This window comes from Rectinema subterraneum, from assembly GCA_009768935.1.
GTDB lineage: Bacteria > Spirochaetota > Spirochaetia > Treponematales > Rectinemataceae > Rectinema > Rectinema subterraneum.
Map to the genome: position 1 here is coordinate 22,967 of WESA01000017.1, position 26,205 is coordinate 49,171.

Sequence of the window (26,205 nt, forward strand, 5' to 3'; positions counted from 1 at the left end):
GCCGAAATTAATTGGTGAATGCTGCCCATGAAAAGGCAGCATCCACCGCTTTTTGTTTTGAGCCAATTATTCCGGCTCTTTCAATTTACTTTAAGACTTTCCAATTCCTTTTGCTTTGCATCCAGATATTGCTTATTTATATCTTTGCCAGCCAGGATATCTCCAATAACCTCTTCGTAAAGCCTCTTGACCTGGCCCCAGTCCTGATATTCCGCAACTCTGACTCTATCGATAAGCGTAGGGCCTGTGAGCGTCGCCAGACCCATTTTCATAATCTGATCGGAAGGATCATCTTTAAGTTTGGAGGTGATTTCCGCTTTTGAAGGAATCCATGGGCCTGTGTTTTTCATTACTGCATACAGGATATCATCGCGCAGGAAAAATTCGACAAATTTTTCGGCGGCGGCTTTATGGGTTGAGCCAGCGATAATACCGATGCCATGGCCGCCAATTATAGTCCCGCGTTTGCCAGATCCGCCGATGGGCACAGGAGCGACGATAAATTTGTCTGGTGCCTGGCTGAATGACGCATTTGCGTATGCCTGATGGAACACAGTGATCCACGCTTCTTCTGTGGCTAGTGATGCTGTGGGGAAATCGATTGTCGGAGATGAAGGAAGAATACCTTCTTTCATCGATGCAACAAGCTTGAACGCTGCTTGGGATGCAGGAGTGTTAAAAGCCGGAACGTACTTGTCGCCATATGCAAGCTGCACAGCATTGAATTCATATGTGGCAAATTTTCCAGCTAGGGCAGGGAATACATATTTCGGCAGACCAGTTTCTTTTTTGATCAAACGAACCCATTCAGCCAGCTGCTCCCATGTCAGATTATTGATGTCATATCCAAGTTTCTGCAGGTAAGGAAGCGCTTTTCGGTTGGCAATGGTTAAATACACATCAGCTTGAAGAGGAACGAAATACCGCTTTCCGCCCTGAACAAAATTATCATCGAATTGCGTGATATATGTTCCGGCCGGAATTTTGGTATAAGGCTGCACTGCTCTGTATTCCTGTACTATAGGAACAGCAGTTGAGTCGTGTGCGATGAGAATATCTGTGCTCCATTTTCCGGTCTGTTGCTGAGCCTGGATCACTTTGTAGAGTTCGCTGGCGTTGGCTACGACTTGCAGCTCCACTTCGATGCCTGTTTCAGCAGTAAATTTAGGAAGTATCTGCTCCTTTATATACTGCTGTTGTGCAGGGTCATAAAACATCTGCGACACAATTTTGATTTTTTCTCCTTTTTGAGTGCCCTGGGCCATAACAAAAAAGGGACTTGCAAGGCCAATCAAAATGAGAAAAACCGCAATGAACGTCACTCGTGACTTTGCCATTTCTTCTTCCTCCTTATATATTCACGGTTTCCCGTGTGGATACACCATCACGCTTGTACGCATCCATGTTGATAAAAATTCCTTTTTTTCTCGATTCCTCAGCTGCGAAAGCCATCCAATGGCCCTCAAGTGATTCTTCGATAGATGATTTACTGTTTTTTATCTGTATTGTTTTGTTTGTCTCCGGGTCGGGAGAGTCATCAATTTGCTTGAAAATGCTGGCAATATCGTTCATAAGGCCGACATCCCCGCCATTATGTCCTCCAACGGAAGAGCCCAATTGGATGCGCTCTTTTGTTCCATGCAAAAATGTGCGTACTTCTATCCAGCCTTCATCGAGATCGCCGACGATTTCGCCTTCTGAGCCCGATATCTGGATTATTCTTGTTTTGTTGTATGTCAGGGCATTCATGCTAAAAGAGGCATTGATGCCATTTTTAAAGCGTATCAGCACATCCTGATGATCCATGACATCGTTGTCGCAGCGATATACGCATCGCCCATAGGGGCCAGTCTCAATAGCCTGCATTCGAGATGCAAGGCTAGTATCATCACTGATAACTGATGTAGGCCACCCTGTATTTTCAGTGAGATAGAGATCCGGCGCATACCATGGGCAAGTATCTGCGTGAGGGCAACCATCCAAACAACGATCCGGCGCATTCTCTGGTGAATTTTCTTTTTTAAACCAGCTTAAGTCGCCCATGGAAACAACAGTTTCCGGGGGTGCGCCTGCAAGCCAGTACAGAATATCTAAATCATGGACACTCTTTGCCAAAATCGAAGGACTTGAGAGCGAGGCATTACGCCAGTTGCCTCGCACATAGCTATGCGCAAAATGATAATAGGCAATATTTTCTTGCAGATTGAAGGTAATCGCCCTGCCGATTTTGCCTTTGTCGAGAAGCCGCTTTAATGTTGAAAAGAATGGTGTGTAACGCAAGACATGGCAAACAATTATATTTGTATTTTTCCCCAAGGCTAATTTTGACAATGTTGCGCATTGCTGGGTGTTTACCACTACAGGTTTTTCCAGAACGATCGAGCATCCTCGCTCTATAAGAGCAAGTACTTGCTCATAATGAAATCTGTCAGGACTGCAGACAAAAACAACATCGCGAGGCGTTACAAATTCTAATAGCTTTTCCCACGAGTCTGTACTTTTTTCTTCAGAAATATCATGCTGGGCGGCAAAATTGGTTCTTCGAACAGGGTTGGGCTCCGCTACTGCAGTAAATTTAAAAAGCCTTGGATGCGCAAGAGCAAATCGGCCATATGTTTCAGCTCCTCTGTTGCCAGCTCCTATGAGTATGCTTTGAATTGCCCCTTTTTGAGCATTCATAAAGAAACTCCTTCTCTGCGCAAACTTTGCCTAAGCAGCCCTTGCTGACCTTGCCATTTCATTTTCAATTGTAGAGGCATTGCGTCAAAATGCTTGTACTATTTTGCATCGAATGTTGTACGAATTTGCACGATTTATCAATTGACAGTATACTGTTCGATATGAATCCAGTACGCGAAATTATATATCCGACGCCTGGTTATTCTTTTTGTATTCAATACTTTGATGATAGACGACTGCATTTTAACTGGCACTATCATGAGGACATTGAGCTTGTACTAATTAAGAACGGTGAAGGCCAAGCTCATATAGGTGATTTGGTAAAACACTACAAAGCACCAGCAGGTTTTCTGCTTGGCCCTTCATTGCCACATGGTTTGCTGAGCATCGGTTCTCTTCAGGGGTGGATTATCCAATTCCAGGAAAAACATATCAAATATCCTAATGCGCCATCTGAATTCATCAATATACTGAATGTTATCGGTGAATCGAAAAAAGGATTGTCATTTAGCTCTCCAGCGATTGTGGATTGTCTGCCGCTCATGGAAAATTTGAATAGCTCGAATGGATTGGACAAGTGGTTATGGCTCTTGAAAGTCCTCAATGTGCTTTCGCAAGACAAAAACAGGGAACTATGTTCATTGCTGCCTCACAATCAAGAAGTGCTGACTGACCGATTTGAGCAGGCAATAACTCAGATATTCAACGAGATTGATAAAACCTATAATCTCGAAGAAGTAAGCCGAAAAGTCGGAATGAAAGTCAGCAGCTTCTGCAAAACTTTTAAAAAGCGCTATGGGCTATCTTTTATAGAGTATATTCATTCGATCAGAATCAACAATGCAAAGAAGCTGCTGATCCAGACAAAATTCTATATCGACGACATATGCTATGAATCTGGCTTCAATAATGTTTCCTTCTTTAATCGCAAATTCAAAGAAGTGACCGGGTTGACGCCTTCTGAATATCGAAAGCGCTATAGAGAAGCATAATTTTTCTATTTTCCCTTGTCTCCTGCCGAGGAGGGGGGTATAATAGCTCTTGCACCAAATACTATTTGAGGAACAGAATCTTCAATCAAAACAAGGAGGTTTGCGATGTTACAAAGAATCGGGAAATTTGCCGTGCTGGTAGCGGCAATTTTCACGCTGGCATTCACTGGCTCGCTTTCCGCTCAAGGGAGCCTGCCGAATCTGCCGGGCAATGTCCAGATTACTTTTGCGCATACAAATGATATGCACGGGCGCATTGTCGAGAGCAAGACTGAACTCGGATTCCCGAAGATCTACGCGGCTGTCCAGGAGCTGAAAGCGAAGAATCCGAACACCTTGCTTGTCGATGTGGGCGATACGTTCCATGGTTTGCCTGTTGTGAATATCGACCAGGGTCAAACAGCGGTCAAACTCATGAATGAGCTCGGCTATGCGTATATGACCACCGGCAACCACGATTACAATTACGGCTTTGCTCGCCTGCTCGAGCTTGCCAAGATGGCGAATTTCAAGATCCTGGCAGCAAATGTCTACAAGGATGGCCAGCGCGTCTTCCCTGCGTATGATATTCGCGACATGGGCGGGGTGCGTGTGGCTTTCTTCGGCCTTGCAACGCCCGAGACCGCCTACAAGACCGATCCGAAAGGCATTCAGGGTGTCACTTTCTCCGATCCGATCGTCGAGGCAAAGCTGGTTGTCGCGGAGCTGGCTGGCAAATACGACCTTCTCGTCTGCCTGTCGCACCTCGGCGTCGATGATTCCAGCGATCCCACTTCGATCACGCTCGCAAAATTCGTACCGCAGATCGATATTATCCTCGATGGGCACAGCCATACTTCTCTTGCAGATATCCAGAAAAAGAATACTACCAATACTCTTATCACGAGTACGGGCGCGTATGGTTCTGGGCTTGGTGTTGTTGATGTCGTTATAGGGCCAGACCGCAAGGTTATCTCCAAAACCGCCCGGACGATTACGCCGCAGAATTCCCCCGATCTCAAGGGCGATCCGCGCATCGCAACCATGCTGAGCGATCTTGTCAAAGCGCAGGATGCGGTACTCTCGCAGGTTGTCGGACAGACTTCGGTTCCGCTCGAAGGCAAACGCGAAATTGTCCGCACTCAGCAGTCGAATCTTGGCACCCTGATTGCAAATGCCATGCTGTACGTGACCGGAGCTGATTTTGCTCTCATGAACGGCGGTGGTATCCGCGATTCTATCCCTGCTGGCAATATCACTCTCAAGCAGATTTACACTGTCCAGCCCTTTGGCAATTACATCCAGACCGGCAAGGTTCTCGGCAAGGAAATCGATGCCATCCTCGAAAATGGTGTCGGCAAACTGCCTGCGCCCGATGGCCGCTTCCCGCATCTTGCGAACCTGACCTACGCGCTGGATGCCTCGAAGCCCGCTGGCGACCGCGTGTCTGACATCAAGATCGGCGGCGTGCCTGTCGATCCGGACAAGGAATACACTATTGCCACTTTGAACTTCCTCTTCAATGGTGGCGATGATTACCGCATGCTCGTCGGAAAGGCCAAGAACGACTTCCCGTCCGATGCCGAAGTTTTTATTGCATACCTGAAGCATCTCGGCACGGTGACGAACGAGAATATGGTGTATCAGAAATAAGGTTCGTGGGTGCGCGCTGCGGAGCTTGCATAGCAGGCTCAGTGGGCAACACCTGAACTATAGTCTTTGAAGCAAAAGGAGGCTGCTCCGATATGTGGGGCAGCCTTTTTTTGCTCGGCTGCTATTGTATTTTTGCGGTCAGTTTGCTAAGTGTTCTCAACCTTGTGTAAACCGTAGCGCTCATGCAGCGCAGCTTCGATATCGGCTTGTGTGCCGGCAAAAGGCCCGAGCGCTTCCATTTTAAGACTTGTGAGCGCAGCTGACCAGAATGTCGCCTCGTCTGGCGGCATGGTTATTCGCACTGCGAGATACGATGCAAGGCAGGTGTCTCCTCGCCCGCTTCGGCCCACAAGGCTTTTGGGCTTGAAGGGTGCTTCATGGAAAGAGCCCCCAGCGTAGACAACAACTCCGTCTGCGTGCGTAAGCACAAGTTCCGCAACACCAAAGCCGGCAAGCTCTCGCGCCGCCTGGCGCAAATCGCGCGTTCCAGTGAGGATTTCGGCCTCGACTACATCCGCCTTGAACACATCGACGAGCGAGAGCACCTCTGCCTTTTCTGGCCACTCTCTGTCGTATGCAAGCATGCCATCACGCACGACTCGCACAAAACCCTGGGCATCAAGGCCGATTCGCGCACCTTTTGCTTTGATCGCTTTGAGCACATCGAGGCTTACTTCGCCGCGAATCGATGCCCCGATCGACCAGACCGGCGCTGCAATCGAAGCAACATCCGCAGGCTCGAAAGGCTCCGCAACCGAAGTCACCGAAAGCACGCGCTCATCGGGATTGTCGGAAGGATACAAAAGCTGAAGGCAGGTAGACTTCTCTGTCGGAATGGCTTTGACTGTCACTCCGCGCTCGAGCAAGAACCGGAAGCTCGCAAAATCGCTCGCAGCGAGCCGCGTAATAGCTGCGACCTTGAGCCCCAGAGCCGCTGCTGCTGCAGATCCATAAAAATATGCCCCGCCATCGACGATGCGCGTCCCTGATTTGGTAATAATCGTGTCCTTTGTGTATTGTCCCAGAAATGCGATGTCAAACTGGTGCTCTGAAGGTTGGGTAAAGGTCATGCTCTGTGCTCCTGCTCGTCGGCCGGCAAAAGCCGGGCTGATTCGAAATCGATGACAATGCCGACCGCAGCCCCTTCTTCCAGAATCTGGGACGCCCCGGGGTTATAGCTTTCGATGAGGAGCGGCGCATTCTCTGTCGACACTTCGTAGCGCGCAATGTTGCCGAAATAGGTGAACCGGTCGATGCGCCCTTTGAGGGCGGCGATTCCAGGGGAGCCACGAGCGCCGCCTGCAGAGAGATCCGCTTCGCTGGCGCTCTCACCAAGCGGCACAAGCTTCAGCGTCTCTGGTCGCACCACAAGCAGCGCCTTCCCGGCCTTGGGTGCAACGGCTCCCGGCCGCGGCACAACGAATTGCCTTCCTTCTATTTCGATGCGAGCTGCTCGTTCGGCGGCTGCCGAAATTTCTGAGCTCCCCGCGCCTTCTCTGCCTCCCAGCCCAACCGTCTCGCCCTCCATGCCTAGCACATTCACATTGATAAAATTCGCCTTGCCCATAAAATCCGCCACAAACTTCGAGTGGGGATACGCGTAGATTTCGCGCGGCGTGCCCACCTGCTGGATGCATCCGTCCTTCATGATGACAATGCGGTCCGAAATGGCCATGGCCTCGCTCTGGTCGTGCGTCACATACAGGCTCGTGATACCTAGGCGCTTCTGCAGCTTTCGAAGCTCATCGCGCATGTACTCGCGCAGCTTGGCGTCGAGGTTGGAGAGTGGCTCGTCGAACAAAAGGACGCTCGGCTCGATCACAATCGCGCGCGCCAGGGCGATCCTTTGCTGCTGCCCGCCCGAAACCTGGCTCGGAAACCGCCTCGCCATCGTTGTCAGCTGCATAAGCTCGAGCGCGCGCTCCGTCCGTTCCCGTATTTCCTGCGCGGGAAGTTTTTGCACGCGCAAGCCATAGGCCACATTCTCGTAAATCGAGAGGTGTGGGAAAAGCGCGTAGCTCTGGAACACCATCGAAAGCCCGCGCTTGTTGGGCGGAATCATTGCGACATCGCGGCCGCCAATCAGAATCGAACCCGATGTCGGATATTCGAATCCCGCGATCATCCTGAGCGTGGTTGTCTTGCCGCAGCCCGATGGACCGAGAATCGTCACGAGCTCGCCCGCCTGAATCTCCAGATTGACATCATTCACTGCTACAATTTCGCCCGAGCCATCGAGGCTTCGGAACTTTTTGGTAAGATGTATGAGGGTTACATTCGAACTTCTTGCACTGAAATCACGTACGCTCACTGTTGCCTCCACTTGCTACCGTGCCGCTGTTGCCCAGAAGCCCGACCAGCAGGTTCAGCCCGCCGATCGCCACGACGATAATCACAATCATCACTACGATATACGCAGCTGCATCTGAATATTTGCTTGCTTCGAACAGCGAAAAAATGCTGATGGTCGCCAGGTTCCACCGCGGCGAAATGAGAAAAATCACCGCGCTCACCGCGGTCATCGCACGCACGAACGAATACACGAGCCCCGAGAAAAACGCCTGCTTGAGCATCGGCAGGCTGATGCGGCGGAACGTCACTGCGCCCGTGGCTCCGAGAATCGTCGATGCCTCCTCGATCGATCTGTCGATCTGAATCAAGGTCGAGGTCCCCGACTCGATGCCCACCGGCATGTTCCTGAAGGTAAAGGCCATAATCAGAAGAAAAGCCGAGCCTGTCCACATGAACGGTTTGTCATTGAATGCGAGGATGTAGCCGATGCCGACCACCGTGCCCGGCACCGCAAATGTCAGCATCGAAACGAATTCCATCGCCCGCTTGCCAGGGAACTCCTTGCGCACCACCAAGAACGCGATGATCATTCCCAGAAGCCCCGCAATCGGCGTCGATGCTAGAGCCAGAATGACCGAATTGCGTAGAGGCTGCCAGCCGAGCGTCATGACATACTTGAAGTGGCTCCATGTAAAACTGAAATTGATGCCCCAGATCTTCACAAAGGCGCCAACCAGCACCGTCCCATAGAACAGAATGATGATCGCAGCCACCAGCATGCAGAATGCAAAGAGCGGCCAGACCAGCTTCGGATCCCTGCTCTGGGCGCGCGCTGTGGTCGGCTTGCCGGTCACGGTCACGAAGGATTTTCCCGCAAGCCAGTATTTCTGCAACACAAACGCGATAAGCGTCGGCGCCAGCAGCATGAGCGCCATGAGCGAGCCGCCCCGCATATCATACATGCCCGTGATCGTCCGATACGCCTCAACCGAGAGCGTCGAGAAACTGCCCGAAATGACCGCGGGATTACTGAAATCTTCCATCGACTGGATGAATACGAGGAGGAGCGAGCTCAATATCCCCGGCACCGAGAGCGGCAGGGTCACCGTGCGAAAAATCCGCGCTTTCGAGGCCCCAAGGTTGAGAGCAGCATCCTCGACCGCCGGATTGAGCTTGGAGAGCGTCCCTGTCAGCGTGAGGTAGGCAATAGGGAAAAATGAAATCGTCTGCACGACGACAAGGCTGTGCATGCCATACACATTGGCGTCTTCAATACCGAGTAGTTTCCTCGTGATGAGCCCGTTGCGCCCGAACAGAAAGATCATCGAGAGCGACAGGATGAATGGCGGCGAAATGATGGGAATCGTCGCAATGGTCCGGAAAAAGCCCTTGAGTGGAATGTCGGTCCGCGTGAGCGCATAGGCGAAAATATAGCCGATGAGCGTTGCAAGGACTCCGGTCGTAATCCCGAGGAGCATCGAATTGCCCAAAGGCCGCGCGTACGCCTTCGATGTGAACATATCGATCGCTGCCTGGAAGCTCAGCCTTCCTTCATTATTTGTTACGCTGTAAACAAATATTTTATATAGCGGAAAAAGAATGAACAGAATAAGGCCCGTAAAGACGAGAAGAACGAGAAACAGAAGTACAGGATCGCGCACAAGATGCGCTATCGAAAAACGCGTATTCTTTCTCATGGATGCAGTGGTTTCCTTTTGTATAATAGGGCGCGCAGAGCTCTGAACCCCGCGCGCCGGCTAATTGCCTGAATACAGTCCAGGCTATTACGTGGGCTCGCGACTTAATTTCCCGCGCGCCCGCTTTCGCGCGCGCTTGTGCGCGGCAGCTCACTCGTCGCCCGCAGGCACTTACTTGAGGTTGCTCGCGGCCGCGACCACTTTTGTAAATTGCTCGACAAGGCGGTTTCTGTTCTGACCAGCCCAGACGGCATCGTAGTTGATCACTTTGAGGCTGTCGACAGAAATCGCGCCCTTCGGCGGCGTTGCAAGCGTATTGACCGGAATCCGGAACGACTTCGAGGTCTCGAAGAGGTCTTGACCGCGCTTCGAGAGCATCCAGTCGATAAAGCGCTTGCCGTTCGCGGTTTCTTTTGCGGGGCCATTCTTGATGAGCGCCATGCAGCCGATTTCATAGCCGGTTCCATCCTTCGGGAAGGACATGGCGACAGGGTAGCCTTCGAATGCAGGCTTGAGTCCATCGTGTGAGAATGTGATGCCGATCGCCGCTTCGCCGAGGCCGACATCCATTGGCGGAGTTACGCCAGATTTGGTGTACTGGCGAATGTTCTGATTGAGGGCGGTGAAGTATTTCCATGCTCCCTCTTCGCCGCGCATCTGCACGATGGTCGCAAGGATTGTGTACGATGTGCCCGAAGTTCCGGGGTGCGCCATCGAAATCTGGCTCTTGAATTCGGGTTTCAGAAGGTCATCCCAGCTTGTCGGATAGGGCAGGCCTTTTTTCTTGAACCATTCGGTATTGCACGCAAAGCCAATTGCGCCGACATAGAAGGGGTTCGCGAATCCTTCAGGATCCCAATAGACCTTCGGGATATTCTTGAGTTCAGGCGACTGGTAGGCTTCGAGAAGCCCTTCCTTGCTCGCTGGAACGAAATTGTCGTACGAGCCGCCAAACCACACGCTGGCCTGCGGGTTGTTCTTCTCCGCACGCACGCGGGCGAGGAGCTCGCCGGCAGACAGCCGCACATACTGAATCTTTATGCCCGTATCCTTTTCGAATTGACTGAAATAGGTGGGAAGTTCAGATTCGGGCAGTGCGGTATATACCGTCAGTAACTTGTACTCCGCTGTTCCCTGTGCCCCGACTGACAGAAGAGGGATCACACAGAACATGAGAGCGAACATCGACAGAAAAATCTTTCGCATAGGTTGCCTCCTTTCAGGTTCCTCGTCTATTATAGAATAAGTTTTGCAGAATGCAATTGAAATCGTTTGCAGAAATCTAAAAACGTTTTCAGATATATGCTATACACCCGTAAAGGAGAAGCGCGTGAAGTACGACATCATCATGCTCGGCCATATTTCAAAGGACATTATCATTGACGAAAAAGGGCAGGAGAACAGGCTGTATGGCGGAGCGCTTCTGTATTCTTCGATCTCCGCCGCCCGCTCGGGGGCGCGCGTGCTCGCCATCACAAAAGCCGCGAAAGGGGATTTTGGCGCACTCGATGTGCTCAAACAGCAAGAGGGGATCGAACTTGTCGTGCTCGAAAGCCCGGCCTCGACCTCGATCCGCAACGTGTTTCTGTCGAGCGACCATGAGCGGCGCCAGACGACCCTCCTTTCGAGAGCCGAGCCTTTTTCGGCAGCGGACATTCCTGAAGAAGCAGAAGCCGAAATTATCGATCTGGCGGGGCTCTTTGTGGGGGAGTTGCCTGATTCGCTCATCGAAGAGCTTGCTCAGCGGGAACCAGGAAAGCGCGCGTCTGGAGAGCGCAAGTCTGGCAAGCGAGCCAAAATCGCGGTCGATGCACAGGGCCTTCTGCGCGAAGCCCAGCCTGATGGCAGAATGATCTTCCGCGACTGGAAGAACAAGCATCGCTATATGCCCTACGTGAGCTATTTCAAGGCAGATGCGGCGGAAGCGGAGATCCTCACCGGGCTTACAGACAGAGAGAAGGCGGCGCGCGTCATTGCGTCATGGGGAGGAAGCGCTGGAGGGAGCCCTTGGGCCGGGCGCGAACCCGAAGTCATGATCACCCACAATACAGAAGTGATTGTGCTGGCAGGCGGGCAGATCTATCGGGCTCCATTCACACCTTCGAATCGTTCCGGGCGCACCGGACGCGGCGATACGACATTCGCAGCCTATCTTGCTTGGCGCCTTTCACATGGGCCGGAGGAATCGGTGCGCTTTGCTGCAGCTTTGTGCTCGATCAAAATGGAAACGCCCGGGCCATTTTCGGGTACAATAGAAGATGTATTCAAGCGAATGAGGTGATGTGATGCTGGCCATGATTCTGGGAATTATCCTTGCATACCTCGCGGGGTCTTTCCCGACGGGGCTTGTCGTAGGCAAGTTATTTTTTGGCAAAGACCCACGGCAGCAAGGCTCGAAAGCGACGGGCGCGACGAACGTATTCCGTGTATTCGGCGCAAAAGCGGCCATTCCCGTGGCGCTTGTCGATGTCGGCAAAGGGGCGCTCGCGGTGTTCCTAGCCGCATGGGTGGGGAGGAATGCCGCGCTTCCGCGCGAGGCCTTGCAGGTTGCGGGAGCCGTTGCAGCGATGGTAGGGCATGTGTTTCCGGTTTTTGCCGGGTTCCGCGGGGGGAAGGGGGTGGCAACGGGGGCGGGGGCGCTTATCATGATGGCGCCAGTGGCGGCAATTTTTTGTGTGCTCGGGTTTTTGCTTGTGGTCGGACTGACGGGTATCATCTCAGCTTCATCGATTACGGCGGCGCTCATCCTTCCAATTGCAATTGCACTTGGCGCGCAAGGCTCACCGCCTAATCCGTGGCTTTTGGGTCTCGGCATCGCAATTGCGATTTTCATTGTTTTTACTCACAGAGCGAATATTGGCCGCATCCTGCGCGGGGAGGAGAAATCCTTCGAACAATTCAGGTTTCTGCGCAGAAAAAAGCATGATTGATGCGAAAGCTCGGTCGACGCAGTCATGCTCGCTCGACGATAGCATCAAATGAGAAACAAGCTGGCGCGCTGATTTGCCCAGCCTTGCCTTTTGACATAGAATGCAATATTGTAAATTTGATGAAGATTTCCTATCTCGATGGACCTCGATTGAGCCGCGCGCTCACAGCCGGATCTCAGACCCTCATTCAAAATTCCGCCAGCTTGGACGCAATCAATGTATTCCCTGTGCCCGACGGCGATACCGGCACCAACATGGCGAGCACTGTTCGCGCAATCACCTCGTCGCTCGCGGCATTTCGCCCTAAAAATGCCGGCAGCGTGCTCAAGAGAGCAGCGCAGTCAGCACTTGCCGGCGCAAGAGGCAATTCAGGTGCGATCCTCGCCCAGTTTTTCTCTGCACTCGCGGAAGAGCTGCAGCATGACGCTCGTATCGGTGCAAAACGACTGGCCAATGCTGCTGTTTCAGCTGCAGAAAAAACGCGCAGAGCACTCTCGATTCCCAAAGAAGGCACCATTCTCACCGTACTCCATGACTGGGCGCATGCCATGCATGAAAAGGCCCAGCAATCGGACGATATTCTCCATGTATTCATAGCCGCATATGAATCAGCCAAGGCTTCCCTCGCCAGGACAAGAAACATGCTCCCCGAAATGAAACGCGCGGGTGTTGTCGATGCCGGTGCAAAAGGCTTTGTGCATATGCTCGAAGGAATCGTGCAGCTCATCAGATCGGGTTCCCTCAAAGAAGCTGCGCGAGCTGACAAAAGTCTGCAAGCTTCAACGGGGGCGATGCTCGATTTCCAAGCGCCGAATGACGTTGATGTCCTTTTAGCTTCGAGCGATTCACAATTTCGTTACTGCACGGAAGCGCTGGTTCACGGAGAGGGGCTCGACCTCGATGCAATCAGAACCCAGCTCTCTCAGTATGGAGACAGCGTCGTCGTCGCAGGCACTGAAAGCCTGGCCAAGATCCACGTGCACACCGACGCGCCGTATCAAGTATTCGATTTCCTTGACTCGCAAGGACTTGTCGATTCCCATAAAGTCGACGACATGGAACTGCAGAAGCTCCTTGCACACCGCGCCCAGCTGGCTGGCCAGAATCAGCGCGCAGCGGCAACTGAAAAACCCCAAACCTGCGCCATCGTCACCGATACCGGCTGCGACCTCCCCGAAGCGTTTCTTTTCGAGCATGGCGTCATCAAAGTGCCAGCCCTCATCACCATCGACGGCAAAACCCGTCCCGACGGCCCCGCGCTCGACATTCGCGCCATGCACCGGCTTATGAGAGAGCACCCCGATTTTTCAATGTCCACAAGCCAGCCCACCGATGCGGCTTTTTCCAGAGCATTTGCGATCGCTGCGGGTCACTCGAACGAAATTCTTTACATTGGTTTGACAGCCGCGCTATCTGGTACGTTTCAGGCAGGCGTGCGCGCCGCAACAAGCCTTTTCCGCGGCAGCGCAGCTCCGGCCGGGCAAACCGGGCAAGATGGGCGCACCGAGAGAGCGGGCCACACTGAGCAAACCGGCCAAACCGAGCGGAGCCCCCAGACGCCCCCACACTTCGTTGCCTTCGATTCCAGAACCGTAACCGCAGCGCAGGGCATCCTTACCTCGCGGGCTGTCGAAATGGCCGAACATGGCCTCTCTGCAGGCGAAATTGCGCGAGCCCTCGAGACGCTTCGAGACCGCATGGTTTTCTTTGTCGCGGTACGAAACCTCTCGAGCCTTATCCGCTCGGGGCGTTTGCATGGCGTCAAGAGCGTTATCTTGAGGAAATTTGGCTTGCGGCCCCTTCTTACAACGAATAAAGAAGGAAAAGCGGAGACTGCCGGCATCTACGCGGGCGAGAAAAATACTGTATCTGCCCTCCTGTCAAGGATAAAAAAGGCATTTTCTGCCGGCTCGCGCGCTGAACTGCACATCTCGCATGTCGATGCACCCGAGGAGGCGCAGAAGCTCGCTGACCTCTGTGCGGCGTATCTGCACCCAGAGTCGAAAATTGTCATTTCGGAGATGGGGCCGGTGCTCGCTTCGCTTGCCTGGCTGGGCGCGATCAGTGTTGCGGGCCTTCCGGAGAGTGTTCCGAAGCTTGTGTAAAGTCAGGTGCCCCGCGGCCGAATGACTTCAGGTGCGCAACGAGGGAGCATCAAAAGCGCGCCTATTCAAGTAGCTGCATGTCCGCCCTGGCAGCGCTACCGCGCCGCTGGGCTGTTCCGCCAGAGCTCCAGCATCTTAAGTGCGCGGTCGGCAGTGCGGAATACCGGCACGCCATACTTTTCGAGCTCGCGGCAGAGCGGATCGTACAGAGGGCCAGTATCGACAACCGTCACAAAAGGTTTGTCGGTTTCGCGCATGAGCTTGCCATAGCGCGCTGCGATCGAATCTTCGCGTGTGACATCCTCGCTGTGGACCGCGGGATCGGCAGCGAGCGTATTCATCATCACCGTGAGCGGAACAATCCCCACAATCCCAAGATCCGCGCTTGGATCGAGCAGCGCCGCCCGGAAAGAGCCTTCATATGCATCGTCGCCCGCCATTGGAGTGAGGTCGAGCGGGTTGTGGATATCGACAATTTCGGTAATGCGCGCAGCGCGGAAGATTTCCTCAAGCTCGGCCTTTGTCGCCTCGCCAAACGAGGAGAGCACCATGCCTCCAAGGTTGTCCGCAATCGCGACACATTCGAAGCCCGCATTCGAGACCGCCGCGAGGCGATTGCCGCGCGCCTTGCGCCCGTCGAGCAGAGTAAATAGTGTGATCGCATCATCAAACTCATCGAGGCTGTCGCAGACAATAGCTCCCGCTTGTGCAAACAGCTGGCGGGTGACCGGATAGTCGCCCGCAATGCTTGCAGTGTGGCTCGCAGCAGCCCCCGCGCCTGCCTGCGTTCTCCCGGCGCGATAGAAAATCACGCTTCTTCCCGACTCTGTGATGCGCCTGCAGGCTTCGAGCGTTTTTTCGCCATCGAGCGGTTTGAACCCTTCGACATAGACCGCGATGACATGCAGATCCGGATCCTGCGCCAGGTAATCGAGGTAGTCGCCAATAGTGAGATCCATCTGGTTGCCGCAGGTGATCGTGTACTTCGGGTTGATGGCAGGGTGTTTCGAGATGCGGCAGATGGCGAATGCGCCGGACTGGGAAAGCACCGCGAGCGGCTCGACCTTTCCTTTGGGCATGGGAAGCTTGTGCTCCGGAATGAAGAGCGTATTGTACTTGCCGGGGACCGAGCGGATGCCCAGGCAGTTGCCGCCGTTGATGAGAGGACCTTTGCCTTGCCCGCGGGCTTCGGAGAGCGCTCGTCGCATCTCGGCGACGATAGATTCCGAGCCCGCCTTTTCCTCGAGGCCTCCGGGGATGACAATGACCGACCATGCTTTGTCATAGGTGGCAATCTGCGCAAGCGTCGCCGGTGTCGATGCGGCCGGGATAACGAGGACAAAAAGATCGACTTTTTCGGGCAGAGATGCGACATCCGGGACACAGCGGCAGCCGTCGATGGATTCGATACCGGCCTTCACCACATAGAGGTGCGACGTATCAAAGCCATTTTCGATGAGGTTCCGAAGGATAATGCGCCCGTTGTTCATGCCTTTTTCGGACACGCCGATAATAGCCGCGCTGGCGGGCTTGAGAATTCGCCCTATTTCCTGCACGGGGCGGGTTTGCTGCGCCATATTCACAGGAAGCCCGTCTTTGTCCGAGGCGAGTCCCATCGACGAGAAGTCTTTGAGGGTTACGAGGCAGTCCAGCGCGACAAGCTCTCCTGCATGCGAGAGCACCATCGGATTCACTTCGAATTCACCGATACCTGCTGCCGCGAGCGCATCCGCAGCATCAAGAAAGTGCTGGATGGCGCGCTGCAGCGCTTCTGGTGCGAGCTCTGGCTTTGTGTTTCTGAGGCCAGCGCAGAGTAGTCCGTAGATCACGTTTTCCCTGAGCAAGGCCTCGAGCGCCTTCGGGTTCGAGACACGGGGCGAGAGAATGAGATTCGCCGCGCCCTGCCTGAATTTTGTCGCAAGGTACTCGGTATAGATGCCTCCCGGCCCGAAACTCACGACCGGACCGAAGTCTGGAGCGAATCTATAGCCGAAAATCATCTCGTGCCCGAGCTTGGGCTCGAACGCAATGAATTCATTGACTGTAAAGCCGTCGAGCCTTGCGCCTGCGAACCGCCCTTCCATGCGGCGAAGCGCATCGACTATGCTGGCGGTTGTATTGTCAACTATTTCAACGCCCTGCACTTCGGTTTTGTGAAGAATTTCAGGGCTTATTACCTTCACGACCGCTTTTGCGCCCGGGAAGGGCCCCGGCATGATGCTCACATTCGAAGAAGTCTTTTCCCCCAGGCGGCCGAGAAACTCATCCGCACTACTCACCAGCCAGTACCTTGGCGTCCGGATGCCCATCGCCGAAAGCAGTGCCATGCCTTCGAGCTCAGTGAGCGCGCTTCTTCCTTCGGCCTTCGCGCGGGCCGCTATTCGGATAGCCTCGTCGCGGAGCGCACGAGCTTTTGCATCGAGCCGGACCGGGGTCAGACCCCTCTTGTATTTTTCAGCCATGCTGAATGCTCCTGCCATATTCGAATGCCTTCAAATTCGCCTGAACAACTGCCTCGCCCTTGCGGGAAAACAGCGCAACAATTTCCTTTTCGATTGCTTCAGGAGGTACCGGCAAAAGATCAGCTGCAGCGCCCACCAGCACAAGATTCGCGCTGCGCACATTGCCAGCCTGTTTCGCGAGACTGTCCGCATCGATAAGGCGCGCCCGCGGAAGCTTGCGGATTTCCGCCAGCACTGATTCGATATCCGGATAGCTCGGAATATTGCGGATCGGCGTCGTGGCCGCTACCACCGTCCCGCGTTCCACCGAAAGCCACGAAAGATACCGCAGCGCTTCCAGAGGCTCGAAAGCGAAGATTATATCTGCCTTCCCCTTTGGGATCGTCGGGCTGAAGATTTCTTTGTCCGAAATGCGCAAGTTGGCGAGCACTTGTCCGCCTCGCTGGGACATACCATGAATTTCTGACTGCTTTACCAGAAAGCCGGAAGCCATTGCCGCCCGTGCAATGACCACCGAAACGGACAAGCCTCCCTGCCCGCCGACACCGCACAGAATGATATCGCAGGTCATGATTTCCTCGCTTTCTTGAGCCATTCGATACACTCGCGGACCATTACGATGACCGACACACCATCGTACGCAATTTCCTCGCGGATAGCTGCGACATTCGTATCGAGCGCGCGCTTATGCGCCTCGAGCACCCGGATGTGTTCCTTTTCGACACCGAGCCCTTCGAGCAGCTTTGGCAGCTGCGACGTTCCGGAGATGGTGGGCTGTGCGCCGGTCATCCCCGTCGTTCCGTTGTCGAGAATAAGAAGCGTCATCGGCGTTCGATATCTGACCGCATCGATGAGATTGGTCATGCCAGAATGGTAGAACGTCGAGTCTCCGATTACGCCGATCGCATGCTTCTGCCCGACGGAGGCAGCACCGCGCGCCATACCGACGGAAGCACCCATATCGACACACGATTCAACTGCATTCCACGGAGGCAGGGCAGAAAGCGTGTAACAGCCAATATCGGAGGCCGTAAAGAATTCTGCTTCACCCTCAAGTGCTTTTTTAAGAGCTGTGATGGAATCAGCGTGCGGACAGCCCTGGCAGAACTGCGGCGGCCGCCCCGGCACCTCGATACCGGCCACAGCGGAACCTTCGCGAGCCTGCAAGCCTAGTGCCAACCGCACAGAATCTGCACTCAGCTCGCCTGCAAGTGGAATTTCGCCCGTCATCTTGCCCGCAACCGGCACTGGCGTACCGAAAATCCCGCGCAAATCCCGCTCGATATACGGATAGCCCTCTTCTATGACAAGCACGCGCTTGACATGTGCGACAAGCGCCCGAATCTTTTCCGCCCCCACAGGATAGCGGCCAATGTGCAAGTGCGACGGCCGCTCGCCGCCATGCGCCCGCGCCCACTCATCCTCATTTTCCTTATAATACGCGCGCGCCAGCCCGCAGGTAATCACCCCGAGTTCTTTCGACCCCAGCACCAGCCGGCTCGCTGCTTCCGCGTCCGCCCTGAATATAGGCTGCTTGTCCAGCAAGGCCAGCCAGCGCCTGCGCGCCATTTCCGGCATCAGAATCCACGAGTAGGGATCGGTGCACTTGCCGCGGGCTGGAACATCGCGCGCAGGCGCCATTGTTACCAGCGCTCGCGCATGCGCAAGCCTCGTGGTCAGCCGCACCAGCACCGGCACCTCATGCTCCTCCGAATAATCAAAGGCGAGCCGCGTCATGTCATACGCTTCCTGCTGGTCCGACGGCTCGAAACAGGGCACCCGCGCAAAATCCGCCAGCAGCCTTGAATCCTGCTCGTCCTGACTCGAGTGCATGCCCGGATCATCCGCAACCACGACCACAAGCCCGCCGTGTATCCGCACCAGCGCCGAATTCGTAAACGGGTCCATCGCCACATTGAGGCCGACATGCTTCATCGACACCATCGCGCGCTTCCCCGCGAAGGAAACACCAAGCGCAGATTCGTAGGCGGTCTTTTCGTTTGCGCACCATTGCGCCACGCGCGGCGCGGTTCTTACTTCTAAAACGCTGCCTGTCTCAGCGCTGCCATCTGCATCCCCCGCGCCCGCCCGCTTATCCCCCAAATGCTCTTGCAAATACTCCATGATCTCCGTCGAAGGCGTGCCGGGATACGCAAAACCTCCCGAGAGCCCCGCATCGAGGGCTGCCTGCGCAACCGCTTCGTCGCCGGATAGAACCATTTCTGCCATTGGAAACCCCTTTTCTCGTACAGAATATTAGGTTGGCCCAGCAGCGCGCCCACGGGCATGCCTGCCAGACCATGTGTCCCGCCCGGACTGTCAGCAACCCGGTTTTCCCGACATCAGAAAAAAATGGCGCGGGCAGAACCCGCGCCGAGAATCTGTGCCTCAGTCAAAATAGAGCTCGTACTCCTGCGGCACGGGTGCATTGTACACATACGAAGCCTCTTTCTCCTTGCGTGCGATCCATGTTTCGATGAGCTCGCTCGGGAAGGCTGGCTCGAGATAGGAGCGGTCCTTCTTGAGCCCGCTGAGCACATGGAAAAGCCCCATTGGAAAAATGTGTTTTTCTGAAGGTTTTTCCTTTGCATAGCCGAGTGCGACCGGGTCGAGCCCTTTCTGGATGCCATCAAGGCCTGCAAGTAACATCGCTGCAAGAAAATAATACACATTCGCCGTCGCATCGCCCGTGCGGAATTCGATGCGCGCCTCGCCTTTGCCCAGATACCCCGGAATCCGCACCGCCGCAGCCCTCGAACCCTGCGCGAATGTCGCGCTCACCGGAGCCTCATAGCCCGGCACCAGCCTGCGATATGAATTCGTCGAAGGATTCGAAAACGCGAGCAAAGAACCTGTCAGCGCATGGCTCAGAAGCCCCGCCGTATAGGCAAGACCCTTGTCCGAGAGTCCGTAGAGCCCCTCACCAGGGAATATCGACCTGCCATCTTTCAGAATGAACTGATGCACATGCATCCCGCTGCCGGCGACCCCGTACATCGGTTTGGGCATGAAGGTGACATGCAGTCCCAGCCCTTCCGCCTCATTGCGCAGAATCCACTTGGCGAGCGAAACAGCATCCGCAGCCTTCACCATCGAAATGAAATCGAGCTCGATTTCGAGCTGGGCAGCCCCCACTTCGTGATGATGATATTTGACCGGAATGCCCACATCGATCATCGTCTTTACCGCACGGTTGCGCAAAAGCTGATAGCGATCCTCAGGCGCCATGCGGTGATACCCCTGCGACATCCCCAACCGCGGCGTATCACTGTATTCCTCGCCGATGCCCTCGGAGCTCTCGACATAGTAATACGAATGATGCGCGGTCGTGGAATACCGCACATCCTCGAACACATAGAACTCGAGCTCGACCAGCATTTTCGCATCATCACCGATGCCTGACGCTTGCAGCGCATGCTGGGCGGCGCGGATCACCGAGCGCGGATACTGGGCAAAAAACTGCCCATCCATCGTCTGCACATTGCAGAATACATGGAGAATATTGAAATTATCTTTCTGCTCCACGAAAGCCGATTCCATATCAGGAACCGCCACCATGTCGGACGCATGCACCTTGGCGTACCCGAAATTCGAGGCATCGAACCCGATGCCCTTGCTGAGCACCGCCTCGCTCGCATACGACGAAGGAAGGCTCACCGCTCTCATCCGCCCGTCAATATCGATCACAATAAATGACACATAATCTATGCCGGCAAAATCACCGTTCCATTCGGATAACTTCATGGTAAACCCCTTTCCGAGGAGCGCACCGCATCATCCGTGGCCGCAGCCGTTTTGGCTTGCATGTCCGCCCCCAGTCGTGCTCGCAGCAATACCCCCTGCCGGTTCAGCTCGCATACCCGCGCTTTAAAAGAAGGACCTCGGCTGCGCCCCCAGCATTTCAGCTCGTGCGCCAGAATATTGTACCCCGGCTTTCCTAATCCGACAAGATATGAAACGATAGTATCAAAAAATGAAACGCAGACAGAAAGCATGCGCGCCGGCCGTGCCCGCAATTAGCGTCAGCGACCATCGCTCGCAGCCAGCGCGCGAGAATAGCGCCCCCGCAGCGCCCGCAGCCGCTATTGGCTTCTGCCTTGACATCCGGCGCTTTCGCGCGCTATAAATACACCCGCTCATGGCTTGCGCTAGCGGTAAAGGCGCTTGTGCTTTGCATATGCCCGCGCAACGCCAGCGTTCGCGCCCGCGCTATGCCAGCGCCCGCGCGCAATCGAGCAAGCTCTGTGCCCATGAACGTTACGCCCAGATGGTGGAATTGGCAGACACGCTAGATTCAGGTTCTAGTGCGAAAGCATGGGGGTTCAAGTCCCCCTCTGGGCATTTTCAGGCTCTCTTCGGAGAGCCTTTTTTATTGCCCTGAAACTGCATTTCAGCCTTATTTTACAAGCAAATACGCATAGTGCATAACTTCTGCGCTTTTTCTCCCTTGACGTCCGTTTGACCCCGTTTTACCATGTTCACGTAGCATATTTGTAGCATAAACGTAGCATATAGAACCTTCTATAAGGGGGCAAAAATGGGTGCAAAAATCAGGCTACGCGGAAAGCAGAAGTACTTTTACCTGGATATTTGCCTGAACGGAAAGCGGCGCTTCGAAGCTCTGCACTTTGCCTTGCCAGCTGACAGGCAGGGGCAGCGCGAAGCATGGGCACTGGCTGAAGAGATCCGCCGCAAGCGAGAGCTGCAGATCGCGGCGGGGCGGTACCAGCTCGTCGACCCCGTAGGCTCGAAAATGACGCTCATCAAGTACGCGGAAAAAATCGCCGCGGAGTATGATAAAAAAATGCACTTGCCAAAGAGCCTGAAGTACCTTCGACAATACGCGGGCGATACTGCGCTTGTCGACGTTGACGAGCGCTTCATTGACGCCTATCGGGCATTCTTACTCAAACAGGGCGAGCTGGGCGCAAAGACTGCGCAGCACTACCTGGCCGCGCTGAAAGCGGTACTTGCACGGGCAGAGCGCGAACGACTCATCGAGCGCAACCCTGCGAAGGGCGTCAAGCCCATTCGAGCGCCAGAGCACGAGAAGCCATATTTGACTGTCGAGGAGATCCAAAGGCTCTACAATACGCCAGTAGAAGGCGAGCTTGCCGACGAAGTACGGCGGGGCTTTTTGCTCTCGTGCTTTACAGGGCTGCGCCTCGGCGATATCCGCTCTCTGCTATGGGGCGATATCCGCCGCGAGCCTGAACCGATGATTAAAAAGCGCCAGAACAAAACAGGCGATATCGTGAGCATCCCCCTCGCGCCGATTGCCTGGGAGCTCATCGATGACAAGCGCCTGCATCGGCAGGACGAGCTTGTCTTTCCGCGCCTGACTGCTACGAAAGGCGTAAATCCTCATCAGCCGCTCATTGCCTGGCGCAAGCGGGCGGGCATCGAAAAAGCCTTCGGCTGGCACGCAGGGCGCCATAGCTTCGCCATGATGACGCTGGAAGCATCAGGCGATATCTACGCCGTGAGCCGACTACTAGGGCATAGCGATATTAAAATCACGGAAGTATACCTGCGGATGACGGATCAGCGGAAAAAAGAGATCATTGCGAGCCTTCCGCAAGTCAAAAAAGATAGCGAGCGCATTATAAAGCTCGCTGCAGAAAAAAAATGAGAATACTGGCTTGACTCTGTTTGACCTTGTCTGTATACTAAACAAAGATTGGTAGGACGCCATGATGCCGAAGCTGAAGACGAATATACCGATTGAAACATTCACAAAAAAGGTTAAATCATTAGCTCACGAGGACGCTGGAACAATACTAACCCCATCGGGTATTGACAGGGGTATACTACCACAAGATGCGGGAACCTTACCCGTGCGGATTCTTCAAAAATATTTACGCGGCACTGCTGGGCTTGCGTATATTCAGCGAAAAAGCTTGAGGGCATTTCGGCAAGAAGAGCATTTATCACGAACAGATCTTGCAAAGCTTTTTAATGTGAAAGTATCGCAAGTTGCACGATGGCTTGCGCCTAAAAAAAACGATAACGATTTGATCCCGATTCTTGTAAGTGATCTTATGAAGGCAAAGATTTACTTGATTCCTAAAGATCTAGAACGTGTATTTTCGAGCATCACCAAAGTTGCCGATGACTTTAAAGGATAGGTGGATCGCTGGAAAATATAAACGATGTTTAGCGGATAACCGGCGGGCTGACGGCGCAAAAGCCTGTCTTGCCTATGCCGGCGCAATGTTTTAAGCTCTATATCACTGTTAGCGAATATAGTGCTGAAAAACATTGGGGTGCGCCTCCGCAGATTTTCTCGCCCTGATTGCCGTCAAAACGGCAAGGGGTAGATTATCTTCGGAGGCGTCTATGTCAAACGCCACTTTCATTTCCTCGGATGAAGCCGCAAGGCTTCTGGGTATCAGTAAAGCTTACCTGTACAAGCTCACGCACCAGCGCAGGCTACCTTGCTACAAACCGCGCGGCGGCGTGCTGCTCTTTGACGCGCAGGAGCTCGACGAGTACGTGCGCGCTGGCCGAGTAAAGCCTCGACAAGAGCTCGTAGCCCGTGCTGAAGACTGGCTGAACGACAGGGGGCGAAAATGAACGCGGCGGGCTATAAAAAAAGCCCGCGGGGCTGGGGCGGGCACGGGGCAAAGGGAAACAGCAGAACTATAATTAATATTGACAAAAATCGCGAAAATGTCAAGCTGCCTGACTGGATGAGGCGAAAGATCGCAAAGATCGCCGCGCGGAAGGATGACTTTGCGCTATTCGAAGAGCAAGCAGTAATCTTGCTTGCGGCGGAGTGTAGTACCTTCCCTAAACAGGCGGCGCGGATCCCTGAAAGCCTACGGGAAAAATTGACCTACCAGAGGCCGGACATGCTCGACCCGCTCGAGAGGGCATCAATTGCGATAATTGCAGCGCAGGTTGAGGATCTGGCCGACATCTTCGTTCAGCACCCCTACGAGGACTTCTTCGACCTCAAAGCGCGGGCGCTTGCCATTACGCTCGAGGAAGGGGGGCGAGTATGAGCTCGGATCCTTACCTCGACACTGTCGATGAGCTCGGCGCGGAAGAGCGGGCGAAGAAAGAGCGCCTCGCGAAGCTCGAGATCGTGAGCGGCGCTGCACTCTTGACGACTCATTATGAAAAGCCCAAATACCTCTGGCAGGGCGTACTTCCTGACGCGGGGCTAGCTATCTGCGCCGCATCGAAGGCATCGGGGAAAACGCTCTTGCTGCTGCAGCTTGCTGACGCCATATCGCGAGGGCGCGACTTCCTCGGTATACCTACGACAGAATCAAAAGTCCTGTACCTACAGCTCGAGCTCTCGCAACGCAGGACGGCGCAGCGGCTTTTAAAAATGGGCATCGTGCCTTGCGCAAACTTCGACTTCGCTTTTCGCTGGCCGACGGGTGCCGAAGGCTTGCAAGCACTGGCCGACTCAATAGAGGCGCAGGGCTATCGACTCGTTATTGTGGACGTGCTGCAGCTATTATGGCCGATTGAGGCGGACGCAAACAGTTACCAGGACGTGTACGCAGTCCTTGCGCCGCTTCGCCAGCTTGCAAATGACCTTGGCGTGATGATTGCGCTTGTTACACACCGCCGCAAAATGGAAACCGCGGACTACCTCGACGGCGTCATGGGCTCTGTTGCAATGCAGGCGAATGCTGACGTGCTTCTGACGCTCATTCGCAGCCGCGGCGAGGAAAACGCCGTGCTCTTTCTTGACGGCAACGATATCGAAGCGCAAAAACTTGCGCTTGACTTCTGCACGGATCCGCTCGGCTATCGGCTCTCTACAGCTTCGCCGGAAGAGCTGCGACAGACACCAGAGCGCCGCAGGCTCATCGAGTACCTGCGTGAGCATGGCGGGCATGGGCGAACTAGCGAGATAGCCACAGCCCTAGGCATCGACGACTCGACGGTATCGAGGCTCTTGCGGCGGCTGGCTGACAATGGACTTATCGTGCGCACGCAGTACGGGGAATATACTTTGCTACAAAAAGGCATACAAACTGTACAAAGTGTGCAAACTTGAAGCTGAACTTTGTATAGATTGTATAGTTTGTATGGTACTTTGAGAGGGCTGGCGGGCTTTGTGCCCGCCGCCTCTTCATTGGCGAGGGCACCGGTATGCATTGCGGAAAAAGAGGGGCTCGGAAAAATACAGCCAAAACCGTGCTATCGCACACAGACGAATTGACAAAAATTCAAAATTTGTCAAAAGTCTGGTCGCGATTTTTGCAAAGCTCGTAGCATATACGTAGCACTAGAAGGTTCTAAAATGGGGGAAAGCCTGAAAAATAAGGCTAAAAATAAATAACTGCATGGGGGTTCAAGTCCCCCTCTGGGCACAACAAAAGGCTCCCGCGAGGGAGCCTTTATTGTTTTGGCTCTTCCGGCATTCCTGCTGGTCAGGTCATGATGTCCGCAAAAAGAGAGAACTATTTGATCAGGGGCTCCTGAACAATCATTAAAATACTGTATAATAAGATAATAAATGATATAATATCCATATAAAGTTCACGAAAAACGATGGAGAAGGCCCAAAACCCGTGCACTGCACTTGAAAGGGACAAGATGTACCAAAGACCTGACAAAGTGCTTGAATGTGGGGAAAAGCTGGAATCAATTGGAGACATATTGCATACACATGCATGTAAGTGTTATCATTATGTCTGTATGGAACAGAACAAAATCAAAAGGCTTTTCCTGGCTAATGGCGGCTACCTCAGGATGAGTCAGGCTATCGCAGCGGGCATGTCGCGTCATGCATTCTACGCGCTTCGCGATAAAGGGGTAGTCATACAGGAATCCAGAGGCCTTTATAAGCTTTCCGGACAGCCTGATCATCCATATCCCGACCTCTGCGTTATGAGCCTCCGTTATCCCAAGGCGATCCTTTGTCTTGTCTCAGCCCTTTCTTTTCATAACGCGACGACGCAGATTCCAAAGGAAGTGAATATCGCTCTTCCTCGAGGGTCTCGAACTCCTGCTATGCGATACCCTCCTCTCCACGCGTATTTCTTCTCGAAGGCTTCATATGAAACTGGCATCGAAGAACATATAATCGAAGGAGTAGGAGTGAAGGTCTACGATCTGGAAAAAACGATCATCGATTGTTTCAAGTTTAGGAATCGAATTGGAATGGATGTGTTCCTGGAGGCGATAAAACTCTACAAAGCGAAAGCGAAGGTTCAGCCTTCCCGGCTCGCCGAGTATGCAAAGATCTGTAGTATTGAAAAGGCAATAACTCCGTATCTTGAGGCGATTCTATGAGCAGACGAGCCTGTAAAAAAATCTGTGTAAACAGCTATACTCAAAGAAGGAGAGAGTATGGCTATCACGAAGGAAGTGTTGGATGAGCTTCTGAAGGAGTACAAGGGGCCAGAGGATCTGACAGGCCCTGAAGGACTTCTGAAGCAGCTGACAAA

At 53.8% G+C, this 26,205-nt stretch carries 21 protein-coding genes and 1 tRNA gene; 12 read left to right on the top strand and 10 right to left on the bottom strand.

The annotated features are described in order from the left end of the window. Positions 1 to 80: 80 nt before the first annotated feature. A complete protein-coding gene (locus GAP13_RS06015) occupies positions 81 to 1,337 on the bottom strand; it encodes an ABC transporter substrate-binding protein (protein ID WP_158907202.1) in 1,257 nt (418 codons plus the stop codon). 13 nt (positions 1,338 to 1,350) lie between these two features. Then, positions 1,351 to 2,679 carry a Gfo/Idh/MocA family protein gene (locus tag GAP13_RS06020; RefSeq protein ID WP_158907204.1) on the bottom strand — a complete coding sequence of 443 codons (1,329 nt, stop codon included), beginning with the start codon at positions 2,677 to 2,679 and terminating at the stop codon, positions 1,351 to 1,353. A gap of 161 nt (positions 2,680 to 2,840) precedes the next feature. Between GAP13_RS06020 and GAP13_RS06025 the strand changes: the two genes are divergently transcribed. Together GAP13_RS06025 and GAP13_RS06030 are read left to right on the top strand one after the other, a co-directional pair. Next, positions 2,841 to 3,671, top strand: coding sequence for a helix-turn-helix domain-containing protein (locus GAP13_RS06025; RefSeq protein WP_158907206.1), 831 nt, complete (start codon positions 2,841 to 2,843; stop codon positions 3,669 to 3,671). Between the two features lie 105 nt (positions 3,672 to 3,776). Beyond that, the gene (locus GAP13_RS06030) at positions 3,777 to 5,303 is read left to right on the top strand and encodes a bifunctional metallophosphatase/5'-nucleotidase (protein WP_158907208.1); all 1,527 of its coding nucleotides are present in this window, start codon (positions 3,777 to 3,779) and stop codon (positions 5,301 to 5,303) included. 146 nt (positions 5,304 to 5,449) lie between these two features. Here GAP13_RS06030 and GAP13_RS06035 read toward each other — a convergent pair whose 3' ends face one another. From GAP13_RS06035 to GAP13_RS06050, 4 genes are all read right to left on the bottom strand, one after another. Beyond that, entirely contained in the window at positions 5,450 to 6,373 is a 924-nt protein-coding gene (locus GAP13_RS06035) for a PfkB family carbohydrate kinase (protein WP_158907210.1), read from the bottom strand. Continuing rightward, a complete protein-coding gene (locus tag GAP13_RS06040; RefSeq protein ID WP_158907212.1) occupies positions 6,370 to 7,614 on the bottom strand; it encodes an ABC transporter ATP-binding protein in 1,245 nt (414 codons plus the stop codon). Before GAP13_RS06040 ends, GAP13_RS06035 begins: the two co-directional genes overlap by 4 nt. After that, positions 7,601 to 9,292 (bottom strand): ABC transporter permease, encoded by a 1,692-nt coding sequence (locus GAP13_RS06045; protein WP_158907214.1) that lies wholly within the window; start codon positions 9,290 to 9,292, stop codon positions 7,601 to 7,603. Before GAP13_RS06045 ends, GAP13_RS06040 begins: the two co-directional genes overlap by 14 nt. A gap of 171 nt (positions 9,293 to 9,463) precedes the next feature. Further along, on the bottom strand, positions 9,464 to 10,498 hold the full coding sequence (locus GAP13_RS06050; protein WP_158907216.1) for an ABC transporter substrate-binding protein: 1,035 nt from the start codon (positions 10,496 to 10,498) through the stop codon (positions 9,464 to 9,466). A gap of 124 nt (positions 10,499 to 10,622) precedes the next feature. Here GAP13_RS06050 and GAP13_RS06055 point away from each other — a divergent pair, with 124 nt between their 5' ends. The 3 genes from GAP13_RS06055 to GAP13_RS06065 all read left to right on the top strand — a co-directional run bounded on the left by GAP13_RS06055 (position 10,623) and on the right by GAP13_RS06065 (position 14,327). Next, positions 10,623 to 11,573: a carbohydrate kinase family protein gene (locus GAP13_RS06055; protein WP_241864300.1), complete on the top strand. Its 951-nt coding sequence runs from the start codon at positions 10,623 to 10,625 to the stop codon at positions 11,571 to 11,573. A 4-nt stretch (positions 11,574 to 11,577) separates the two neighbouring features. Further along, positions 11,578 to 12,222, top strand: coding sequence for a glycerol-3-phosphate 1-O-acyltransferase PlsY (plsY, locus tag GAP13_RS06060; RefSeq protein ID WP_241864302.1), 645 nt, complete (start codon positions 11,578 to 11,580; stop codon positions 12,220 to 12,222). A 119-nt stretch (positions 12,223 to 12,341) separates the two neighbouring features. Beyond that, positions 12,342 to 14,327, top strand: coding sequence for a DegV family protein (locus tag GAP13_RS06065; protein ID WP_158907220.1), 1,986 nt, complete (start codon positions 12,342 to 12,344; stop codon positions 14,325 to 14,327). A gap of 95 nt (positions 14,328 to 14,422) precedes the next feature. On the opposite strand, the gene GAP13_RS06070 is transcribed toward GAP13_RS06065, so the two are convergent. From GAP13_RS06070 to GAP13_RS06085, 4 genes are all read right to left on the bottom strand, one after another. Next, complete coding sequence (locus tag GAP13_RS06070) at positions 14,423 to 16,789, bottom strand: acetate--CoA ligase family protein (protein WP_158907222.1); 2,367 nt, start codon at positions 16,787 to 16,789, stop codon at positions 14,423 to 14,425. After that, entirely contained in the window at positions 16,782 to 17,384 is a 603-nt protein-coding gene (locus GAP13_RS06075; RefSeq protein ID WP_241864301.1) for an indolepyruvate oxidoreductase subunit beta, read from the bottom strand. The genes GAP13_RS06070 and GAP13_RS06075 overlap by 8 nt, the downstream gene beginning before the upstream one ends. Continuing rightward, positions 17,357 to 19,018: a thiamine pyrophosphate-dependent enzyme gene (locus tag GAP13_RS06080; protein ID WP_158907224.1), complete on the bottom strand. Its 1,662-nt coding sequence runs from the start codon at positions 19,016 to 19,018 to the stop codon at positions 17,357 to 17,359. Before GAP13_RS06080 ends, GAP13_RS06075 begins: the two co-directional genes overlap by 28 nt. 159 nt (positions 19,019 to 19,177) lie before the next feature. Beyond that, positions 19,178 to 20,533, bottom strand: coding sequence for a glutamine synthetase family protein (locus GAP13_RS06085; RefSeq protein ID WP_158907226.1), 1,356 nt, complete (start codon positions 20,531 to 20,533; stop codon positions 19,178 to 19,180). 517 nt (positions 20,534 to 21,050) lie between these two features. On the opposite strand from GAP13_RS06085, the gene GAP13_RS06090 reads away from it, so the two are divergent. The 7 genes from GAP13_RS06090 to GAP13_RS06120 all read left to right on the top strand — a co-directional run bounded on the left by GAP13_RS06090 (position 21,051) and on the right by GAP13_RS06120 (position 26,050). Then, positions 21,051 to 21,130: transfer RNA gene (locus GAP13_RS06090), tRNA-Leu, on the top strand. 196 nt (positions 21,131 to 21,326) lie between these two features. Beyond that, positions 21,327 to 22,421 carry a tyrosine-type recombinase/integrase gene (locus tag GAP13_RS06095; protein WP_158907228.1) on the top strand — a complete coding sequence of 365 codons (1,095 nt, stop codon included), beginning with the start codon at positions 21,327 to 21,329 and terminating at the stop codon, positions 22,419 to 22,421. 61 nt (positions 22,422 to 22,482) lie between these two features. Further along, a complete protein-coding gene (locus GAP13_RS06100) occupies positions 22,483 to 22,917 on the top strand; it encodes a helix-turn-helix domain-containing protein (RefSeq protein ID WP_222126162.1) in 435 nt (144 codons plus the stop codon). Between the two features lie 211 nt (positions 22,918 to 23,128). Continuing rightward, complete coding sequence (locus GAP13_RS06105; RefSeq protein WP_158907232.1) at positions 23,129 to 23,365, top strand: helix-turn-helix domain-containing protein; 237 nt, start codon at positions 23,129 to 23,131, stop codon at positions 23,363 to 23,365. A gap of 116 nt (positions 23,366 to 23,481) precedes the next feature. After that, the gene (locus GAP13_RS06110; RefSeq protein ID WP_158907234.1) at positions 23,482 to 23,796 is read left to right on the top strand and encodes a hypothetical protein; all 315 of its coding nucleotides are present in this window, start codon (positions 23,482 to 23,484) and stop codon (positions 23,794 to 23,796) included. Further along, positions 23,793 to 24,809: an AAA family ATPase gene (locus GAP13_RS06115; protein ID WP_158907236.1), complete on the top strand. Its 1,017-nt coding sequence runs from the start codon at positions 23,793 to 23,795 to the stop codon at positions 24,807 to 24,809. The genes GAP13_RS06110 and GAP13_RS06115 overlap by 4 nt, the downstream gene beginning before the upstream one ends. 644 nt (positions 24,810 to 25,453) lie before the next feature. Beyond that, positions 25,454 to 26,050 (top strand): type IV toxin-antitoxin system AbiEi family antitoxin domain-containing protein, encoded by a 597-nt coding sequence (locus tag GAP13_RS06120; protein WP_158907238.1) that lies wholly within the window; start codon positions 25,454 to 25,456, stop codon positions 26,048 to 26,050. The last annotated feature ends 155 nt before the right edge of the window (positions 26,051 to 26,205 follow it).